At 68.9% G+C, this 17,841-nt stretch carries 20 protein-coding genes; 14 read left to right on the top strand and 6 right to left on the bottom strand.

All coding sequences use genetic code 11. The features are described from left to right. The first annotated feature begins 19 nt into the window (after nt 1-19). The 4 genes from IEZ09_RS06425 to IEZ09_RS06410 all read left to right on the top strand — a co-directional run bounded on the left by IEZ09_RS06425 (nt 20) and on the right by IEZ09_RS06410 (nt 3,609). Nucleotides 20-586, top strand: a complete 567-nt coding sequence (locus tag IEZ09_RS06425; protein WP_189252606.1) for a hypothetical protein — start codon at nt 20-22, stop codon at nt 584-586. 63 nt (nt 587-649) lie between these two features. Next, the gene (locus IEZ09_RS06420) at nt 650-1,432 is read left to right on the top strand and encodes a hypothetical protein (RefSeq protein ID WP_189252605.1); all 783 of its coding nucleotides are present in this window, start codon (nt 650-652) and stop codon (nt 1,430-1,432) included. Between the two features lie 564 nt (nt 1,433-1,996). Further along, on the top strand, nt 1,997-2,893 hold the full coding sequence (gene ypfJ / locus IEZ09_RS06415) for a KPN_02809 family neutral zinc metallopeptidase (protein WP_189252604.1): 897 nt from the start codon (nt 1,997-1,999) through the stop codon (nt 2,891-2,893). A gap of 80 nt (nt 2,894-2,973) precedes the next feature. Continuing rightward, nucleotides 2,974-3,609, top strand: a complete 636-nt coding sequence (locus IEZ09_RS06410) for a hypothetical protein (RefSeq protein WP_189252603.1) — start codon at nt 2,974-2,976, stop codon at nt 3,607-3,609. Nucleotides 3,610-3,611: 2 nt separating this feature from the next. On the opposite strand, the gene IEZ09_RS06405 is transcribed toward IEZ09_RS06410, so the two are convergent. The 4 genes from IEZ09_RS06405 to IEZ09_RS06390 form a co-directional block, all read right to left on the bottom strand. Beyond that, nucleotides 3,612-4,415, bottom strand: coding sequence for a hypothetical protein (locus IEZ09_RS06405; protein ID WP_189252602.1), 804 nt, complete (start codon nt 4,413-4,415; stop codon nt 3,612-3,614). Continuing rightward, nucleotides 4,412-5,293, bottom strand: coding sequence for an ATP-binding cassette domain-containing protein (locus IEZ09_RS06400; protein ID WP_189252601.1), 882 nt, complete (start codon nt 5,291-5,293; stop codon nt 4,412-4,414). The genes IEZ09_RS06405 and IEZ09_RS06400 overlap by 4 nt, the downstream gene beginning before the upstream one ends. Nucleotides 5,294-5,375: 82 nt before the next feature. Further along, nucleotides 5,376-6,884 (bottom strand): M28 family metallopeptidase, encoded by a 1,509-nt coding sequence (locus IEZ09_RS06395; protein ID WP_189252600.1) that lies wholly within the window; start codon nt 6,882-6,884, stop codon nt 5,376-5,378. Nucleotides 6,885-6,963: 79 nt separating this feature from the next. After that, nucleotides 6,964-7,596 (bottom strand): GNAT family N-acetyltransferase, encoded by a 633-nt coding sequence (locus IEZ09_RS06390; RefSeq protein WP_189252599.1) that lies wholly within the window; start codon nt 7,594-7,596, stop codon nt 6,964-6,966. A gap of 44 nt (nt 7,597-7,640) precedes the next feature. Here IEZ09_RS06390 and IEZ09_RS06385 point away from each other — a divergent pair, with 44 nt between their 5' ends. After that, a complete protein-coding gene (locus IEZ09_RS06385; RefSeq protein WP_189252598.1) occupies nt 7,641-8,606 on the top strand; it encodes an NAD(P)H-quinone oxidoreductase in 966 nt (321 codons plus the stop codon). On the opposite strand, the gene IEZ09_RS06380 is transcribed toward IEZ09_RS06385, so the two are convergent. After that, entirely contained in the window at nt 8,590-9,234 is a 645-nt protein-coding gene (locus tag IEZ09_RS06380) for a class I SAM-dependent methyltransferase (protein ID WP_189252597.1), read from the bottom strand. The genes IEZ09_RS06385 and IEZ09_RS06380 overlap by 17 nt on opposite strands. A 19-nt stretch (nt 9,235-9,253) precedes the next feature. After that, nucleotides 9,254-10,453, bottom strand: a complete 1,200-nt coding sequence (locus IEZ09_RS06375; RefSeq protein WP_189252596.1) for a cysteine desulfurase-like protein — start codon at nt 10,451-10,453, stop codon at nt 9,254-9,256. A gap of 91 nt (nt 10,454-10,544) precedes the next feature. Here IEZ09_RS06375 and IEZ09_RS06370 point away from each other — a divergent pair, with 91 nt between their 5' ends. The 9 genes from IEZ09_RS06370 to IEZ09_RS06330 all read left to right on the top strand — a co-directional run bounded on the left by IEZ09_RS06370 (nt 10,545) and on the right by IEZ09_RS06330 (nt 17,840). After that, nucleotides 10,545-11,021: a bacterial proteasome activator family protein gene (locus tag IEZ09_RS06370; protein WP_268247603.1), complete on the top strand. Its 477-nt coding sequence runs from the start codon at nt 10,545-10,547 to the stop codon at nt 11,019-11,021. Between the two features lie 57 nt (nt 11,022-11,078). Next, complete coding sequence (locus IEZ09_RS06365) at nt 11,079-11,918, top strand: class I SAM-dependent methyltransferase (protein ID WP_229812282.1); 840 nt, start codon at nt 11,079-11,081, stop codon at nt 11,916-11,918. 59 nt (nt 11,919-11,977) lie between these two features. Continuing rightward, nucleotides 11,978-12,892: a galactan export ABC transporter permease subunit Wzm/RfbD gene (gene wzm / locus IEZ09_RS06360; protein WP_189252594.1), complete on the top strand. Its 915-nt coding sequence runs from the start codon at nt 11,978-11,980 to the stop codon at nt 12,890-12,892. Between the two features lie 19 nt (nt 12,893-12,911). After that, nucleotides 12,912-13,712, top strand: coding sequence for a galactan export ABC transporter ATP-binding subunit Wzt/RfbE (gene wzt / locus IEZ09_RS06355; RefSeq protein ID WP_189252593.1), 801 nt, complete (start codon nt 12,912-12,914; stop codon nt 13,710-13,712). Between the two features lie 4 nt (nt 13,713-13,716). Next, entirely contained in the window at nt 13,717-14,619 is a 903-nt protein-coding gene (glfT1, locus tag IEZ09_RS06350) for a galactofuranosyltransferase GlfT1 (protein WP_229812281.1), read from the top strand. A 72-nt stretch (nt 14,620-14,691) separates the two neighbouring features. Beyond that, the gene (locus tag IEZ09_RS06345) at nt 14,692-14,886 is read left to right on the top strand and encodes a hypothetical protein (protein WP_189252592.1); all 195 of its coding nucleotides are present in this window, start codon (nt 14,692-14,694) and stop codon (nt 14,884-14,886) included. 40 nt (nt 14,887-14,926) lie between these two features. After that, a complete protein-coding gene (locus IEZ09_RS06340) occupies nt 14,927-16,156 on the top strand; it encodes an ABC transporter substrate-binding protein (RefSeq protein WP_189252591.1) in 1,230 nt (409 codons plus the stop codon). Further along, on the top strand, nt 16,153-17,031 hold the full coding sequence (locus IEZ09_RS06335; RefSeq protein ID WP_189252590.1) for a carbohydrate ABC transporter permease: 879 nt from the start codon (nt 16,153-16,155) through the stop codon (nt 17,029-17,031). The genes IEZ09_RS06340 and IEZ09_RS06335 overlap by 4 nt, the downstream gene beginning before the upstream one ends. Continuing rightward, complete coding sequence (locus IEZ09_RS06330; protein WP_189252589.1) at nt 17,028-17,840, top strand: carbohydrate ABC transporter permease; 813 nt, start codon at nt 17,028-17,030, stop codon at nt 17,838-17,840. The genes IEZ09_RS06335 and IEZ09_RS06330 overlap by 4 nt, the downstream gene beginning before the upstream one ends. Nucleotide 17,841 lies beyond the last annotated feature (1 nt).

Below are 17,841 nucleotides of genomic sequence, written 5' to 3'. Positions count from 1 at the left end.
TGATCTAGGGTGAGGGTCGATGTCCTGGTTGCGTCGGCTCCTGCTGCTCGCCGGTCTGGTGACCGGCGCCTGGCTGCTGGGCAGCGCAGGTGAGGCGCACGCCGACGTCAAAATCGAGATCGACCAGCTGAAGATCGAGGTCGGGCTGCCCGTCGCCGACGTCGGGCTCAAGATCGAGACCGGGCTCGTCCCGCAGCAGCCGCAAGCACCCGCGCCGCCGACACCGAACCCGCGCACCGAGGCGCCGGCACCGCAGCCTGTGGTGCCGCAGACGCCGCCTCAGCCGGTCGTGGAAGCGCCCGTGCAGGCCGAGGCGCCCCAGCAGCAGGCCACGCCACCGCCGTCGGCCACGCGGCCAGCGAACCCCGTTCCCGCCCAGCCGCAGCCGCAGCCGCAGGCCGAGCAGCCGATCACCGGCACGCTCCCGCAGAGCGGCGCCGGGCAGGCGAACGGCAACCAGATCCCGGCGGGCACGCTGACGTACGCGCTGCGCCCGCCCGCCACCACGACGTCTCTCGTCAGCACCGAACAGCAGGACGTGCCGCGCATCGTGCGCGCGGAGGAACCGACGTTCTCCCCTGATTGATCCCGTGCCACGCCTCCACGGCCATGCACAGGGATCAGTCATTCCACTCCAGGGAGAACAGTCATGCGCAAGAACCTCAACCGGACCATGTCCGCTGCCCTCCTGACGGGCGGCATCATGGTCGCGACCGCCGGGTTCGCCCAGGCCATTCCGCTGCCGATCAACGTCGACGACGAGGTGCGCGTCGGCAACCTGGTGAGCGTCCCGGTCAAGATCTGCGGCAACGCCGTCAACGTCCTCGGCCAGAGCGACGCCACCTGCGACAGCGCCCCGAAGGCCGCCGACCAGCGCACGATGGCCGACAAGGCGCTCGTCTCCGCGCCGGTCACGGTCTGCGGCAACTCCGTCGGCGTCGCCGGCGGCGGCAACGGCAGCTGCGGTGAGACCAAGCCCGAGCCGCCCAACGGCACCGTCGAGGCGCCGGTGACGGTCTGCGGCACCAGCGCGGCCGTGCTCGGCACCGCGAGCGGCGACTGCGGCAAGTCCGAGGGCCCCGGCGAGGAGCCTCCTGGTGAGGAGCCGCCGGGCGAGCAGCCCCCCGGCCAGAACCCGCCCGGCCAGAACCCGCCCGGCACCACGCCGCCCGGACAGACCCCGCCCGACAACGGCGGCAACCCCGGCGGTGGCAACAACGGCGGCGACAACAACTCCGGTGGCGGCCACACCGGCGACGACTCGGGTGCCGGCGTCCCGCAGACGGGCAACAAGGCGTCGAACCAGGCGTCGCCGATCCCGAACCTGTCGAGGACCGGTGCGGATCCGCTCGAGTTCCTGCTCGTGGGTCTCGGCCTGATGACCGCGGGCGTCATGGCCCGTCGTGGCGCGCGCCGCGTCACCAAGGCCTGATCTCCGCCTTCCCCACCAATCGCCCGGCGAGCTCGTTCTCGCCGGGCGATTGCTGTCTGCACAGTCGATCTCCGCAGGTCACCCGTCTGACTTCACCAATTCAGGTTGCGGGTGAGGTGTTGAGATATGGGGTGATCAAGCGCATGCTCGGTAACGAGCTGGCAACCGGAAGGTGACTCGACTAGACCACCGGATGCCACGCCCAGAAGGGGTAGGTGGTGCCGTGCAGGTAACTCCTCGCTGTGGCGAAACGCGGTCTGTTGCATCCCCGCGAGTGGATCGGACGTGACCGGTCCGGTCGCGACTGCGTAGCAACCTCGAACGGGGTATCGGGTGCCCAGGCGCCATCGGCGTCGCTCGGCGCACTTCGACGCTGTTGAGCTCGACATCGGTTTCGTCTCATGGCGTCACCGGTCGGGCGCCACGCCAACCACCGTTGGCCGTAGTCGCTACAACCAAATGGGAAAGCCTCGGTGCGGTGCCCCGACGTCGGGCTCCGCACCGAGGCGTGTTTGGTGCTTTATCGTTTGCGGCACCCATGGGATCCTTGGCAGGAGGATTGCGGTGCAGTTCAACGAAGGCGCGGAACTCGACCTTTCTCAGGTTTCGGACCAGCGGGGCGTGGGCGGCCGCGTCGCCGGTGTCGGCGGCGGCCTCGGCGTGGTCGGTCTCATCATCTACTTCCTGGTCCAGCAGTTCACCGGCATCCAGCTGCCCGCGGGCGGCCTGGAGGGCCTGGGTTCCAACACCCAGGTCGAGTCCGGCCAGCTGGCCGAGAAGTGCAAGACCGGCGCCGACGCGAACCGCGACAGCGACTGCCGGGTCGTCGCCACGATCAACTCGATCCAGGCCTTCTGGAGCGACCAGTTCGCCCGCTCCGGCCGCACCTACCAGGTCACCAAGACCAACTTCTTCCGCAACAGCGTGAACACCCGCTGCGGCAACGCCACCTCGGCCGTGGGCCCGTTCTACTGCCCCGCCGACTCCCAGGTGTACATCGACCTGGACTTCTTCAACGAGCTGCGCACCAAGTTCGGCGCGACCGGCGGCCCGTTCGTCGAGGCCTACGTGCTGGCCCACGAGTACGGCCACCACGTCCAGAACCTGCTCGGCACCTCCGACCGCGTCAGCTCCCGCACCGGCCCCACCTCCGACTCGGTGCGGCTCGAGCTGCAGGCCGACTGCTACGCGGGCGCGTGGGGCAAGGCCGCGACGACGACCCCGTCGGCCAACGGCAAGCCCCTCATCACGAACATCACCCAGGAGGACGTGAACGCCGCCCTGGACGCGGCGGCGCGCATCGGTGACGACTTCATCCAGCGCGAGCTCGGCGGCGGCCGCGTCGACACGACGAAGTTCAGCCACGGCAGCTCGGCGCAGCGGCAGAAGTGGTTCACGACGGGGCTGCAGACCGGCGACCCCGCCCGCTGCAACACGTTCGACACGAACAACCTGGGCTGAAAGGCGTCACCCGGACGCGGGTGACCTGCTCGGAACGGCCGCGCGGGCGGGCCGGATGTGCTGAACTGACGATCATGGGCATGGTCCGTCTGGTCGCACTTCTGGCCGCCACCGCGGCGCTCGGCGCCTGCACCGCGCCGCCGGAGCCGCCGAGGGGCTCACCGGGCCCGCGGCTCGACCCGCAGGCGATCGCCTACGACAACCTCGACTTCAACCTGTCGAGGCCGGAGGTCTTCGACAACACGTGCGAGACGCTGCCGCCGAACCTCCAGTCGCTGCTCGGGCTGCAGAAGAAGCCGACCACCGGTGTCGCCGGTGGCTGCAACGCGCAGGAGGAGTGGGGCAGCCTGTCCATCACGCTCTTCAGCCCCGGCGCCACGCGGAAGTCCAAGGCGCAGCACTTCGTCGACGTCTGGAACGGCGACCGCGGTGCCGGACACTACTTCCAGCGGTGGATCCTGCTGGACCGGTACTACGCGACCACGGTGATCAGCGGTGAGGTGAACGAGCGCTGCACGATCACCGTGGACACCGGCTCCGACCGTCCGTTCCAGGTCGACGCCTCGATGGACCTGAACGAGAGCATCGCGTTGCGGCAGCAGGACGTCGACCAGCCGATCGACAGGGCCATGCGGGACTTCTGCCCCAAGGCCAAGGAGGCCGCGGAGAAGGTGCTGCCGCTGATCGACGAGAACGGCGGCAGCAGGGCGAGCTGAGGTCAGCCTGCGTCGCGGCGCTGGAGGCGGAACAGGGACAACGCGAGCAGGCCCAGCCAGAGGACCGCCGAGGAAATGGTCTGCGGCAACCCCGCTCCGAGTCCCGCCAGGTGCCAGGCGGGTTCGAGCGGGTAGATCAGGCCGAAGACCTCCGGCAGGCTGAGCCGGGCGACGGCGAGCATCGGCACCACGATGAAGAACACCGTCAGCGCGCCGCCGGTGTTCGGCACGAGCAGCGAGACGATCAACGCGGTGAGCAGCACCAGCGCGGTGGCCAGCATGGTCACGCCGAGCACCCAGCCGGGCCGCATGCCGAGCAGGTAGTTGTGGTTGTTCCCGTCCGCGGCGATCTTGATCAGGATCGGGAACAGGATGAACGTGAAGAGCGTGCACACCAGCCACACGCCCGCGAGAACCGTGCCCTGCGCCAGGAAGTAGCGCATGCGGGAGGGCTGCACGAGCAACGTCGGCTGCACGCTCTTGTACTGCCACTCGCCCGCGACCAGCTTGATCACGGTCGCGAAGACCAGCAGCAGGCCCAGCTGCACCACGATCAGCAGCGGCCCGATCTGCTTGCCCGCGCTCGCCAGGTTCGTCTGCGGCAACGTGAACAGCACCATCAGGCCGACCAGGAAGATCGGCGAGAAGGCCAGCACGAGCTTGTCCGACCGGGTGCCGACGAGCTTGCGCGCCTCGACCGCCACCAGCCGCCAGAACGGTGAGCGCTGGGCCGCACAGGCCGCCCATGCGCCGTGCGCCACCACGGGAGGCGGAACGGTCTGCTGCGGCGGATAGCCGTGGATCATGCCGGTCGTCCTCCCCCGGTCAGGCGGAAGAACAGGTCTTCCAGGTTCATCTGCTCCTCGCGCAGGCCCAGCAACGGAATGCCGGCGGCGAAGGTGACGTCCGAGACCCGCTCGACGGGCGCGTGCGCGGCGATGAACCCGTCCGGCGCCGGCTGGATCGCGATGCCACCCCGCTGGAGGGCCTCGGCCAGGCGGTTCATGTCCTTGGCGCGCACCAGGGACCGGGAGGACGTGGTCAGGCTCGCCAGCGGACCGTCGGCGACGATGCGGCCGTTGCCGATCACCAGCACGCGGTCGGCCGTCTGGTCCACTTCGGACAGGACGTGGCTCGACAGCAACACGGTGCCGCCACGGGCGGCGTGCCCGCGCAGCAGGTTGCGCACCGCGCGGATGCCCTCGGGGTCGAGGCCGTTGATCGGCTCGTCCAGGATCAGCAACGGCGGGTTGGTGAGCAGCGCGTGCGCGATGCCCAGCCGCTGACGCATGCCGAGGCTGTACTTGCCGATCTTGCGGGTGGCCGCGTCGGCCAGGCCCACCGTCTCCAGCACCTCGTCCGCGCGACGGCTCGGCACCCCGGCGAGCATGGCGGCCGTGCGCAGGTGGCCGCGGCCGCTGCGGCCGGGGTGGACGGCGGCCGCGTCGAGCAGCACGCCGGCCACGTGCGACGGGTTCGGCCACGCGGTGAACGGACGGCCGGCGACCATCGCCTGGCCCCTGTCCGGCATCGTCAGCCCGGTGATCATCCGCAGGGTCGTCGACTTGCCGGCGCCGTTGGGGCCCAGGAAGGCCGTCACGGTGCCCGGCTGGAGCTCGAAGCCCACCTGATCAACGACCGTGCGGCCCCCATAGGCCTTGGTCAGACCCCACGCACTGAGCACCAGGTCACCGTAACGGCGGCGACTGCCCCGCGTGGGCTGAACGATCTCGAACCGCCCGTTCGAGATCGTTCAGCGCGAGCGGTCACGCGATGGCGTCGTGCGAGTGGTCGTCGTGCACATCGGCCTTCATCAGAGCAGCGGACGAACGGACCTGCGCCCGCTCGTCTCGCGGCGGCACGCCGTTGACGTCCTCGGTGGACACACCGTAGGTGGCCGTCACGAACGCGATGGCGCCCGCGTTGCGGCCCAGTGCCACGCGGTCGATGTTGCCGAGGTTGTCGCACTTCGAGTGGTAGCACGGGTCGTAGGCCACCCCCGCGGTGCCGCCCCACTTGGCCGCCTGGGCCGCGGTCTTGACGCCCTCGGCACCGGTGAACAGGCCACCGGCCGGGATGCCCTGCAGGATGAACTCGCCGTAGTCGGAGCGACCGGTGAAGTCGGTGCCCTCGGTCGGGACGCCCTTGGCCGCGAAGTAGTCGGCGAAGGCCTTCTCGATCTGCGCCGAGCCGTACGGGCCCGCCGGGGAGCCGACGCCGTCGGAGTTGTCGCCGTCGTAGATGAAGTACGCGGCGTTCGGCGACGCGACCATGTCGAAGTTCAGGTACAGCGCGATGTCCAGCTGCTCCTCGAACGACAGCGAACGGACGTACTCGCGCGAACCGATCAGGCCGCGCTCCTCCGCACCCCACCAGGCGAAGCGGATCGCGTTGTCGATCTTCGGACGGGATCCCAGCTGCAGCGCGGTTTCCAGGAGCGCCGCGGAACCGGAGCCGTTGTCGTTGATGCCGGGGCCGACCTCGACGCTGTCCAGGTGCGAGCCCGCCATCACGACGTTGTTCGTGCGGCCCGTCCTGGTCTGCGCGATGACGTTGCGCTGGGTGCGCTTCTCCAGGTGGTAGCGCATGTCGACGGTGATGGCCGAACCGGCCTTCGTCGCGAGCGTCGTGCCGTCGGCCTGGGAGACACCGCCGGTCGGGATCCTGCCGGGGTTGGTCAGCGTCACGCCGGAGAGCGGGCCCGCGACGTTGTTCGAGACCAGCACGGCGACGGCGCCGGCGGCGAAGGCGTTGAGGTGCTTCTGTTCGAACGTGCACCCGCCGCGGCGGATCAGCGCGACGGAGCCGGTGAAGTCCTGGCCGGCGAAGTCGGACGCCTCGCAGCCGGTGTTGCCGTCCTCAGGGACGACGCGCAGCGGGCCGGTCACGCCGCCGACCGGGGTCTGCGGTGAGGCGGTCATGACGAGCGCCTCGTAGCTCACCCCGTCCACGCGGGCGAACTTGGCGTCGGGGACCTGGATGTCGAAGTCGAAGGTCGGCGTCGAGACGATGAAGCCCTCGTCGCGGAGCTTGCCGGCGACGTAGTCGACGCTCGCGTCGTAGCCGGGGGTCAGGGCGGCGCGGGTGCCGCCGTTGCGGTCACCGATGCGCTGCAACGCGATCAGGTGCCGGTTGACACCCTCGACGGTGACCTTCTTCGCGAGCTTCTTGGCGAGTGCCGGGCCTTCCGGCTCGGCGGCGGAGGCGGTGGCGGTCGGGGCGGCGACGAGTGCGGAGATGGCGAGCACCGTCGCCAGCTTGGATCTGCCGGACATGAACGATCCCCTTCGTTCGAGAGTCGGCTGAACCCTCACAAAAAGGAGACCTGGGCCACAACCGTCGCCCGTCGGGTGTTCAGCCGGTGAGCAGCTGAACACACTCCGCGAGGCCCTCGACCGCGACCTTCCACTCCGGGCGCACGAAGTTCGCGGCGTCCAAGCGCAGTCGCACGTGCTCAAGTCGCTCGCCGCGGGGTGCGACCGCGAGCGTGCCGTCCTGGACGTAGCCGAGCTTCTCGCTGACCCGGTTCGACGCGCGGTTGCCGACCCACGCCGCCGAACGTGCGATCCGGGCGCCCAGGTGGTCGAACGCGAACTGCAGCACGGCAGCCCGCACCTCGGTGCCGAAGCCGTGGCCGTGGAACTTCTGGCCGATCCACGACCCGGTCTCGACCTCGCGCAGCACCGCGAAGTCCTGGGCACGGACGTCCTGCGCGCCGATGACCTCGCCCTCGTGCCGGATCAGGAACGTCACCGACCAGTCGTTCGCCGTCAGCTTCGCGCGCTGGCCCCAGAAGAACTGGAGCATGGCGCGGCCGTCGTCCTTGGCGATCCAGTCGGTCCACGGCACGGTGAACGGCATCTCCGCCGGGTCGTGGACGCCTCCCTTCGCCACCTCGACGAGCTCGAACAGCCCTTCGTCGTCGTCGGGGCGCAGTCCGAGGCGCGGGGTGCGGAGAACGAGGTGTCGCAGAGGCCAGGCGTCCATGTTCCGATGGTGCCTGCCCCGTCGAACGGATTACGGTCGACTGTATGCGTGCCATCACTGTTCGCGAACCCGGCGGCCCTGACGTGCTCGAGTGGACGGAGGTCGCAGACCCGGTGCCCGGCAAGGGCGAGGTGCTGATCGACGTCGCCGCGAGTGCCGTCAACCGCGCGGATCTCCTGCAGCGCCAAGGTTTCTACCCGCCGCCGCCCGGAGCGTCGGACATCATCGGCCTGGAGTGCTCCGGCACCATCGCCGCGCTCGGCGAGGGCGTGACCGGCTGGAACGTCGGTGACGAGGTGTGCGCGCTGCTCGCCGGTGGCGGTTACGCGGAGAAGGTCGCCGTTCCGGCGCAACAGGTGCTGCCGCTGCCGAAGGGCGTTGACGTCGTCACGGCGGCCGCGTTGCCCGAGGTGGCGTGCACGGTGTGGTCGAACGTCGTGATGGACGGCAGGCTCAAGACCGGCGAGACGTTCCTCGTCCACGGCGGCGCGGGCGGCATCGGCACGCACGCGATCCAGGTCGCCAAGGCGCTCGGCGCGACCGTCGCGGCCACCGCCGGGTCCGACGAGCGGCTGCGCAGGTGCGCGGAGCTCGGCGCGGACATCACCGTCAACTACAAGACCCAGGACTTCGTGGCCGAGGTCAAGCAGGCCGACGTGGTCCTCGACAACATGGGCGCCGCCTACCTGCCCCGCAACGTCGACGTCCTCGCGCCCGACGGCCGGTTGATGATCATCGGCATGCAGGGCGGGGTGAAGGGCGAGCTGCCCATCGGCAAGCTCCTCACCAAGCGGGCGATGGTCATGGCGACCGGCCTGCGCGGCCGCAGCGTCGACAGCAAGGGCGCGATCGTGGCGCAGGTCCGCGAGCACCTGTGGCCGTTGATCGAGAGCGGTGCGGTGAAGCCGATCGTCGGCGAGATCGTGCCGATGTCGGACGCGGCGGAGGCGCACCGGCTGCTGGAGGAGGGCGACGTCTTCGGAAAGGTCCTGCTCAGGCGAGAGCGGTAGCCGCGGCGAGCGAGGTCCGGGGAGCCGTGCGGAACTCCAGCCTGAACTCCTCGGACCACCGCGTCAGCACGGCCTGCTCGTCCGGCCGGTCGACGTCGTCGACCAGCACCGTCGCTCCCGGCGCCAGTACCGCGCGCAGCACGGGCAAGGCCGGATAACGCGAGTCGCCGAGCCCAGGGCCGTCGATGAGCAGCAGGTCCACCAGTCCGAACCGGTCGATGTACGCGAGCACCTCGTCGTGGACCTGCTGCGGCGCGTACCACTGGCCGTGCCGCGACAACGCCGCCGGATGCCGGGACAGCGGCGCGTGCACGACGCGCGCGACCGATCCCAGCCCTTCACGTCGCAGCTGCGAGGCGACGAAGGCGGCCGTGCGTTCGTCGTGCTCGATCGACAACAGGTGCCCGAACCCGCGCTGGGACAGCAACCTGGCCAGCAGGACCGAGGAGGAGCCGCAGCCCAGCTCCACCAGCACGGTGCGGGCGCCCAGCACGATCTCGTCCATCACCGCGACCAGGGCCGCCGGTCTGAGGTCGCCGGGGGACCACGGCAGGTACTCCGTGTTCAGCGAGGCGATGCGCTGCAGGGCCGAGAGATCGGCGAGCTCGCGAGCAAGCGAGTCGTCCAAGCAAGATCTCCCAAGTCCCTCAGCCCAGCTCGGCCACCGCCCTCACCAGGTCGTCCACCTCGACCGCGTTCGTGTAGTGCGCGAGCCCGACGCGGATGGCGCCGCCGACCTCGCCGACACCCAGCACCGAGAACACCCCGTGCTGACCGGGGTCGGCGAACGCGCAGACACCCCGTGACGCGAGGTGTTCCACGCCGTCCTCCGCCTTGACCCCGGCGATCGTGAACGCCAGCGCGGGAACCCTGCGCATGGCGTCGCCGATCACCATCACGTGTCGCAGCGAACGCAGTTCGTTGATGAGATTAGCGAGCAGCCCGGCCTGGTACGCCTTCACGGATCCCAAAGATGTGACCAGACGCTCACGGCGCGTGCCCGTGGCCGCGTCGTCGAGGTCCGCGAGGTACTCCACGGACGCGACGAGCCCGGCGAGCATCGGGTAGGCGTGCGGGCCCAGTTCGAGCCGCTCGGGACCGCGGGCCGCGGGGTCGACCGAGCACGACGGCAGCCGCTCGAGCACCGACGGGTCGCGGAACACCAGCGCACCCACCGGCGGACCACCCCACTGACCTGCGGAAAGAGCCACGACGTCGGCACCCATGCCAACGATGTCCAACGGCACGAAGGGCGCGGCCGAGGACGCGTCCACGACCATCAACGACCCGTGCGCGCGAGCCACCGCGGAGATCTTCCCCAGGTCGGGGCGGGTGCCGACCACGCCGGAGGCCGCGGTGATCGCGATGAGCTTCGTGCGGTCCGTGACCAGGTCGTCGTACTGCCAGCTCGGCAGCTCGCAGGTCTCGATGTCTATCTCTGCCCATTTGACCGCGCTGCCGGTGCGCTGGGTGGCGCGCAGCCACGGCGCGATGTTCGCCGGGTGGTCCAGCCGGGAGACGAGCACCTCGTCGCCCATGAACCAGTCGTCGGTCATCGCGTCCGCGAGACGTTGCAGCAGCACCGCGGACGACGGACCGAGCACCACACCGGCCGGATCACCGCCGACGAGGTCGGCGACGGCCCTGCGGGCAGCGTCCACGATGGCTTCTGCCCGTTGCGAGGCAGGGAAAATACCGCCTGGTCCGGAGACCGGGGCGCGCAGCGCGGTGGAGACGGCGGTGGCGACCTGTTCGGGCACCTGCATGCCGGCCGGTGCGTCGAGGTGGACCCAGCCGTCGCCGAGCGCGGGGAAGAGCCCTCGTACCCGTGCGACGTCGAACGCCATGCCACACACCGTACGTATGAAGGCAAACACGGTGTCGGCCAGCCCCCACCCGGATAACCTCCGCTCACCGGAGAAGGCCAGGATGGAGACCATGAACAAGGAGCAGCCAGTCGTCATCGTCGGCGGCCAGGACGGCGACATCACCGACATGGTCGAGCAGCCGGCGAAGGTCATGCGGATCGGCACGATGATCAAGCAGCTGCTTGAGGAGGTGCGGGCGGCACCTCTGGACGAGGCCAGCCGCAACCGCCTCAAGGAGATCCACAAGCGGTCGATCGACGAGCTCGAGGACGGCCTCGCGCCGGAGCTGCGCGAGGAGCTGGAGCGCCTCTCGCTGCCGTTCACGGAGGAGGGCACCCCGTCGGACGCCGAGCTGCGGATCGCGCAGGCTCAGCTCGTCGGCTGGCTGGAGGGCCTGTTCCACGGCATCCAGACGGCCCTGTTCGCGCAGCAGATGGCCGCGCGGGCACAGCTGGAGCAGATGCGCGGCCGCGCCCTGCCCGCGGGCGGCGGCGTCGACGGCCACGACGGCGGCGCCACCGGCAAAGGCACCGGTCAGTACCTCTAGCCGTCCCCCCGTGGAGTGGTTCTACGATGCGCTGACCTTTCCTGGAGAGGAGCCAGCGTGCTCGAGCAGGTGCGCCGCGGCCTGGCGGCCAAGCAGTTACGCCACAAGCTGCGTGTCAAGGCGATCGAAATCGTGAGCGATGCGATGGCCCCGATGCGGGCGCAGATCGCCGACCTGCAGCGCCAGGTGGACGAGCTGCGCGTGGAGATTCGCCACCAGGGCGACCGCGCCGTGGACCAGACCCGCCAGCTCGAGGTCCGCACACGCAGGGATCTCGTGTTCGCGGGCGAGCAGGAGGCCGCGCTGCAGAGTGCGACGTTCGTGCGCGAGCACATGCCGCACGCTCCGCAGTTCGGTCACCCCCACGAGACCCTCGAGCACGCGTTGTCGCTCGCGCCAGAGGGCGGGCTCGCGCTGGAGTTCGGCGTCTACACCGGCACCACGCTGAAGATCATCGCCACCGCCCGCGAGGGCAAGGACGTCTACGGCTTCGACTCGTTCGAGGGGCTGCCGGAGAACTGGCGCAACGGCTTCCCGGCCGGCGCGTTCAACGTCGACGGCCTGCCGGAGGTGCCCGGTGCCGAGCTGGTCGTCGGCTGGTTCGACGAGACGCTGCCCGGCTTTCTGGAGACCCACGAGGGCCCGGTCACGTTCCTGCACGTCGACTGCGACCTCTACTCGTCGACGAAGACCGTGCTGGAGCTGGTCGGGCCGCGGCTGGTCGAGGGCAGCGTCATCCTGTTCGACGAGTACTTCAACTTCCCCGGCTGGCAGGAGCACGAGCACAAGGCCTGGACCGAGTACGTCGAGCAGACCGGGATCGAGTTCAGCTACGAGTCGTTCACCTACGACAACGAGCAGGTGACCATGAAAGTGACCAAGATCCCCGCTCGGTGACCACCCCGTGACGTACCGGCGTCCAGGTCGTTCAACCGGCGCCGGTACGCTCAGTCCTCGTGCAAGCCACCAGTACGCTCGACCACCCCGAGGCGCCGCCTGCCGTCAAGTCGCGCAGCTTCAAGCGCGCGTTCGCCGATGTGCGGGAGGCGTGGGACCACCGCGAACTGTGGGGTCACCTCGGCTGGCAGGACATCAAGCAGCGCTACCGCCGCTCGGTCATCGGTCCGTTGTGGATCACCATCTCGATGGGCACGACAGCCCTGGCGCTCGGCCTGCTGTACTCGGTGCTGTTCGACACGAACGTCCCCACGTTCCTGCCGTACGTGACGGTCGGCTTCATCGTCTGGAACTTCATCCTCGGCTGCATCACCGAGGGCACCGACGTGTTCATCGCGAACGAGGGGCTCATCAAGCACCTGCCCGCGCCGATCACGGTGCACGTGATGCGCATGGTGTGGCGCCAGGTGCTGTTCTTCGCGCACAACCTCGTGGTCTACGTGGTGGTGCTCGCCATCTTCTTCACGTCGCTCGATCACCAGTACCAGATCAGCGAGAACGGCCCGACCCACCCCGGCATCAGCTGGACGATCGTCCTCGCTGTTCCCGGCTTCATGCTGCTCGCGGTGAACGCGGTGTGGATCGCCCTGCTGTTCGGCGTCATCAGCACCCGCTTCCGCGACATCCCGCCGGTCGTGAACAGCTTCATCAACCTGGTGTTCTTCATGACGCCGATCGTGTGGGACGCCGGCGTGCTGCAGCGGGTCACCGGTGGCGGCCAGAACGACTGGCGCATGCTGATCGCCGAGCTCAACCCGGTGTACCACTTCGTCGAGGTGGTCAGGGCCCCGCTGCTCGGCCACGCGATCGACTGGCACCACTGGGTGGTCGTCGGCTCCTTCACCGTCGTCGGCTGGCTCGCCGCGCTCGTCATCCTGCGCAACTACCGCGCCCGCGTTTCCTACTGGGTCTGAGAAGGAGGCCGAGACAACCATGGTCAGCATCGACGTCTGGAACGCATCGGTCGACTTCCCGATCTTCGACGCGAAGTCGAGGTCGCTGAAGAAGCTCGCACTCGGCAAGGTCGGCGGCAAGATCGGCTCAGAGGGCCGCGTCCCGATCATCGAGGCGCTGCACGACATCACGCTGTCGCTCAAGGACGGCGACCGGGTCGGCCTGGTGGGCCACAACGGTGCCGGCAAGTCCACGCTGCTGCGCCTGCTGGCGGGCATCTACGAGCCCACGCGCGGCCACTCGCGCATCGTCGGCAAGGTGGCGCCGGTCTTCGACCTCGGCGTCGGCATGGACCCGGAGATCTCCGGCTACGAGAACATCATGATCCGGGGCCTGTTCCTCGGCATGACCCGCAAGCAGATGGAGTCCCGCGTCGACGACATCGCGGAGTTCACCGAGCTCGGTGACTACCTGCAGATGCCGCTGCGCACCTACTCGACCGGCATGCGCGTCCGGCTGGCGCTGGGCGTGGTCACCTCGATCAACCCCGAGATCCTCCTGCTCGACGAGGGCATCGGCGCGGTCGACGCGGCGTTCATGGCGAAGGCCCGCGACCGGCTCAAGGACCTGGTGGCCCGCTCCGGCCTGCTGGTGTTCGCGAACCACTCCGACGAGTTCCTGGCGGAGTTCTGCGACACGGCTATCTGGATGGACGAGGGCCATGTGAAGATGCACGGCGGCTTGCGTGAGGTGCTGACCGCGTACAAGGGCTTCGACCCGTTCGAGCGGATGCACCAGCACGACGAGACCCCGGTTCTCAGCGGAAACGGCGGCGAATAGAGAAGTGAACCTCCAGGCACTGCCCAAGGGCTCCGTCGTCGCGGTGGTGGTCACCCGCCACCGCCGCGAGCTGCTGGCCTCCTCGCTCAAGGCGCTCGCGACCCAGACCCGTGTCCCCGACCACCTCGTAGTCGTCGACAACGGCCCTGACCAGCCGGTCGACGACCTCGTCGAGCAGTGCCCGCTTCCCACGACCTACCTGCCGTCGCACCGCAACCTCGGCGGCGCGGGCGGCTTCGCGCTGGGCATCCTGCACGCGCTCTCACTGGGCGCCGACTGGGTGTGGCTGGCCGACGACGACGGCCGTCCCGCCGACGAGAACGTGCTGGCCGTGCTGCTCGAAGAGGCCGACCGCCGCAACCTCGCGGAGATCTCTCCGGTCGTCACGAACATCGACAGCCCGGACAAGCTCGCGTTCCCGTTGCGCCGCGGCCTGACGTGGAAGCGGTCCGCTGCCGAGCTCGGCACGACCTTCCTGCCGGGCATCGCCTCGCTGTTCAACGGCGCGCTGTTCCGCGCGTCCACGCTGGACGTCGTCGGCGTGCCGGACTACCGCCTGTTCTTCCGCGGCGACGAGGTGGAGATCCACCGCCGCCTCGTCCGCTCCGGCCTGCCGTTCGGCACGTCGCTGCGAGTCGCCTACGTCCACCCGGACGGTTCCGACGAGTTCAAGCCGATGCTGGGCGGCAAGTTCCACGCCCAGGACCCGGAGAACCCGATCAAGCGCTACTACACCTACCGCAACCGCGGGTACCTGCTGTCGCAGCCGGGCATGCGCAAGCTGGGCGCGCTGGAGGTGTTCCGGTTCGGCCTGTACTTCCTCGCGGTGAAGCGGGACCCGAAGGCGTTCGTCGAGTGGGTCAAGCTCGTGCGCCTCGGTCAGCGGGAGCGCTTCTTCCGCAAGTGATCTGCTGAGGGCGGAATCGCTCCCCGCGAAACCGCCCTCTGCACATCGTCTGGACGCGGTTTGCTGAACGGCATGAGCCGACTTGTGCTGTTCCTCGCCGCAAACCCGAACCCGATCACTCTCACCGTCACCGAACAGACGCGGGACGATCTCGCGCCACGGCTGACCCAGATCGTCCGCAACGGCCACACTCAACCGATCGCGGGCCCGGACGGCCGTGAGTACGTCGTGAACTTCTCCAACGTCGTGGTGGCGCACTTCGAGTAACCGCTCGCGCACGAGAGGTGATCGGAGTAAGACGTGATGGGTGATCTCCCGACGCAGACTTCTCTCCCTGGCAGGAGCGAGCGCCTTGCTCGCGGCGTGCGGATCGAACACCGGCAGGGGCGGCAACGGCCAGGCCCTGCGGCAGTGGTACCACGCCTACGGCGAGCCCGGCGTGCAGCAGGCGGTGGAGAGATACGCCAAGTCGTACCCCAAGACCCCGGTCGACGTGCAGTGGAACCCCGGCGACTACGACTCCAAGCTCGCGACGAGCCTGCTGTCCGACGGCGGACCGGACGTCTTCGAGTCCACCCTGCAGATCAGCTCGGTCCGTTCGGGTCAGGTCGTGCCGCTCGACGACGTCTTCGGCGACGCCAGGAGCGACTTCTCCGAGCCGATTCTCGCCACGCACACGGTTGACGGGAAGGTCTACGGCGTCCCGCAGGCGGTGGACATGCAGATGCTGTTCTACCGCAAGAGCATGTTCGCCCAGGCGGGAGTCCAGCCACCGTCCACTGTGGACGAGCTGATCGACGCGGCTCGACGCCTGACCCGTGACGGGGTCAAGGGCCTCTTCGCCGGCAACGACGGTGGCGGCGGCGTGCTGGCCGGCCCCGCGCTGTGGTCGGCGGGACTCGACTACGTCCGCGACCACCAGGTCGGGTTCGACGATCCTGTTGCGGCCCAGGCGATCGGCAAGCTGCGCGAGCTCTACACCAGCGACAGCCTGCTCCTCGGCGCGGTGAAGGACTGGGCGGAGCCCGACGCGTTCACCCAGGGCCTCGTCGCGATGCAGTGGACGGGCCTGTGGGCCGTTCCCGCCGTGCAGAAGGCGCTGGGCGACGACTTCGGCGTGCTGCCGTTCCCGAAGCTCACCTCCGCCGGCAGTCCGAGCGTGCCGGTCGGCGCGTTCGGCGCGATGGTCAACGCCAAGTCGAAGCGGATCGACGAGGCGAAGGAGTTCGTGCGCTGGCTGTGGATCGAGCGGACCGACTACCAGGAGGACTTCAACCTCGGCTACGGCTTCCACATCCCGCCGCGCAAGAGCATCTCCGCCAAGGCGTCGAAGCTGACCTCCGGCGCGGCCGCCGACGCCGTGAAGTTCGTGCGGGACAACGCGAAGGCGTCCAACCCACCGGACTGGACGTCGGTGATGCGGACCGCGTTCAACGACGCGGTGTCGCGCGTGGTCCGTGACGGTGCTCGCGCGGACGAGGAACTCCGCGGCGCGGCGGCGAAGGTGCGGGACGAGCTGAAGCGCCTGTACGGATGAGGAACGGACGCGCGTTCTGGCTGTTCGTCGGCCCGTTCGCCATCGGGCTGCTCGTGTTCGTGTACGTGCCGATCGTGTGGAGCCTGCTGCTGTCGTTCTTCGACGCCCGCAACACGGTGACGCCCACGTCGTTCGTCGGGCTCCGGAACTACGCGGACATGCTGACGGACAAGCCCTTCCTGTCGAGCCTGGGCACGTTCAGCGTGTTCGCGGCGTTCATCGTGCCGCTGACGTTCGTGCTGGCCCTGGCACTTGCGTTGCTGGTCAACCAGATCAGCTTCATGCAGGCCTTCTTCCGCTCGGTGTTCTTCCTGCCGACGGCGTGCTCGTACGTCGTGGCGTCGCTGGTGTGGAAGCTCTCGATCTTCAACGGCGTTCGCTTCGGCCTCGCGAACACGGTGCTGGCCTGGTTCGGCGCGGAGCCGATCGCGTGGACGGTGTCGACGTCCCCGCCCTGGTACTGGCTCGTGCTCGTGACGCTGCGGCTGTGGCTGCAACTCGGGTTCTACATGATCCTCTTCATCGCGGGCCTGCAACGAATCCCGCACCACCTCTACGAGGCGGCGTGGATAGACGGGGCCTCCCGCGGCTGGCAGACGCTGCGGCACATCACGTTGCCACAACTGCAAACCACGTCGGTGGCCGTCGTGCTGTTGCTGCTGGTGGCGGCCTACCAGGCTTTCGACGAGTTCTACAACGTCCTGGGAACAGACCGCGGCTACCCACCGTTCGCGCGACCGCCGTTGATCTACCTCTACTACACGGCCCTGGGCTCCGGCGGACAGGACTTCGGGCACGGCAGCGCGGGCGCGGTGATCCTCACTCTGCTGATCGCGGGCGTGACTTTGTTGCAGGGACGGGTGATCACGCGATGAAGGCCGTCCGGTACCTGGCGCTGTCAGTGGCCGCGGTGGTGTTCCTGATCCCGTTCTACCTGGTGCTGCGCAACGGTCTGGCGAGCGAGCAGGAGATCACCGCGCCGTCGTGGACGTTCTGGCCGCGCTCGATCCGCTGGGAGAACTTCGCTTTGTTGTTCAGCGATCCCGCGGTGCCGCTGGTGCGCAGCATGGTCAACTCCCTTGTGGTCGCCGTGCTGCAGACGGTGGGACAGTTGCTGCTGTGTGGGCTGGCGGGGTACGGGCTCGCGCGGATTCCTTATCGGTACGCGAATGTGGTGCTGTACCTCGTCGTTGCCACGCTGATGATCCCGGCGGCTGTGACGTTCGTGCCGACGTTCGTGGTGGTGTCTTCGCTGGGCTGGGTCTCGGATCTGCGCGGGCTGGTGATCCCTGGGCTGTTCAGCGGGTTCACCACCTTTTTGTTCCGGCAGTACTTCCTCGGTTTCCCGCGGGAGCTGGAGGAGGCGGCACGGATCGACGGGCTCGGGCACTGGGGGACGTACTGGCGGATCGTGGTGCCGAATTCGCGCGGGTTCTTCGCGGCGCTCGGGGTCATCGCGTTCGTGACGTCGTGGAACCAGTTCCTGTGGCCGTTGGTGATCGCGCAGGATCAGGACGCTTGGACGGTGCAGGTGGCGCTGTCGACGTTCCTGACGGCGCAGTCGATCAACGTGAGTCAGCTGTTCCTGGCGGCTGCCGTGTCGATCGCGCCGTTGGTGGTGGTGTTCGTGGGGATGCAGCGGTTCCTGGTGCGAGGGGTGACGGAGACCGGGATCAAGGGCTGAC

Origin of the sequence: Lentzea flava (assembly GCF_014648475.1) — a bacterium.
Taxonomy (GTDB): Bacteria; Actinomycetota; Actinomycetes; order Mycobacteriales; family Pseudonocardiaceae; genus Lentzea; species Lentzea flava.
Note: the sequence above shows the minus strand (reverse complement) of the source record. Positions and strands in the feature narration are given on the sequence as shown.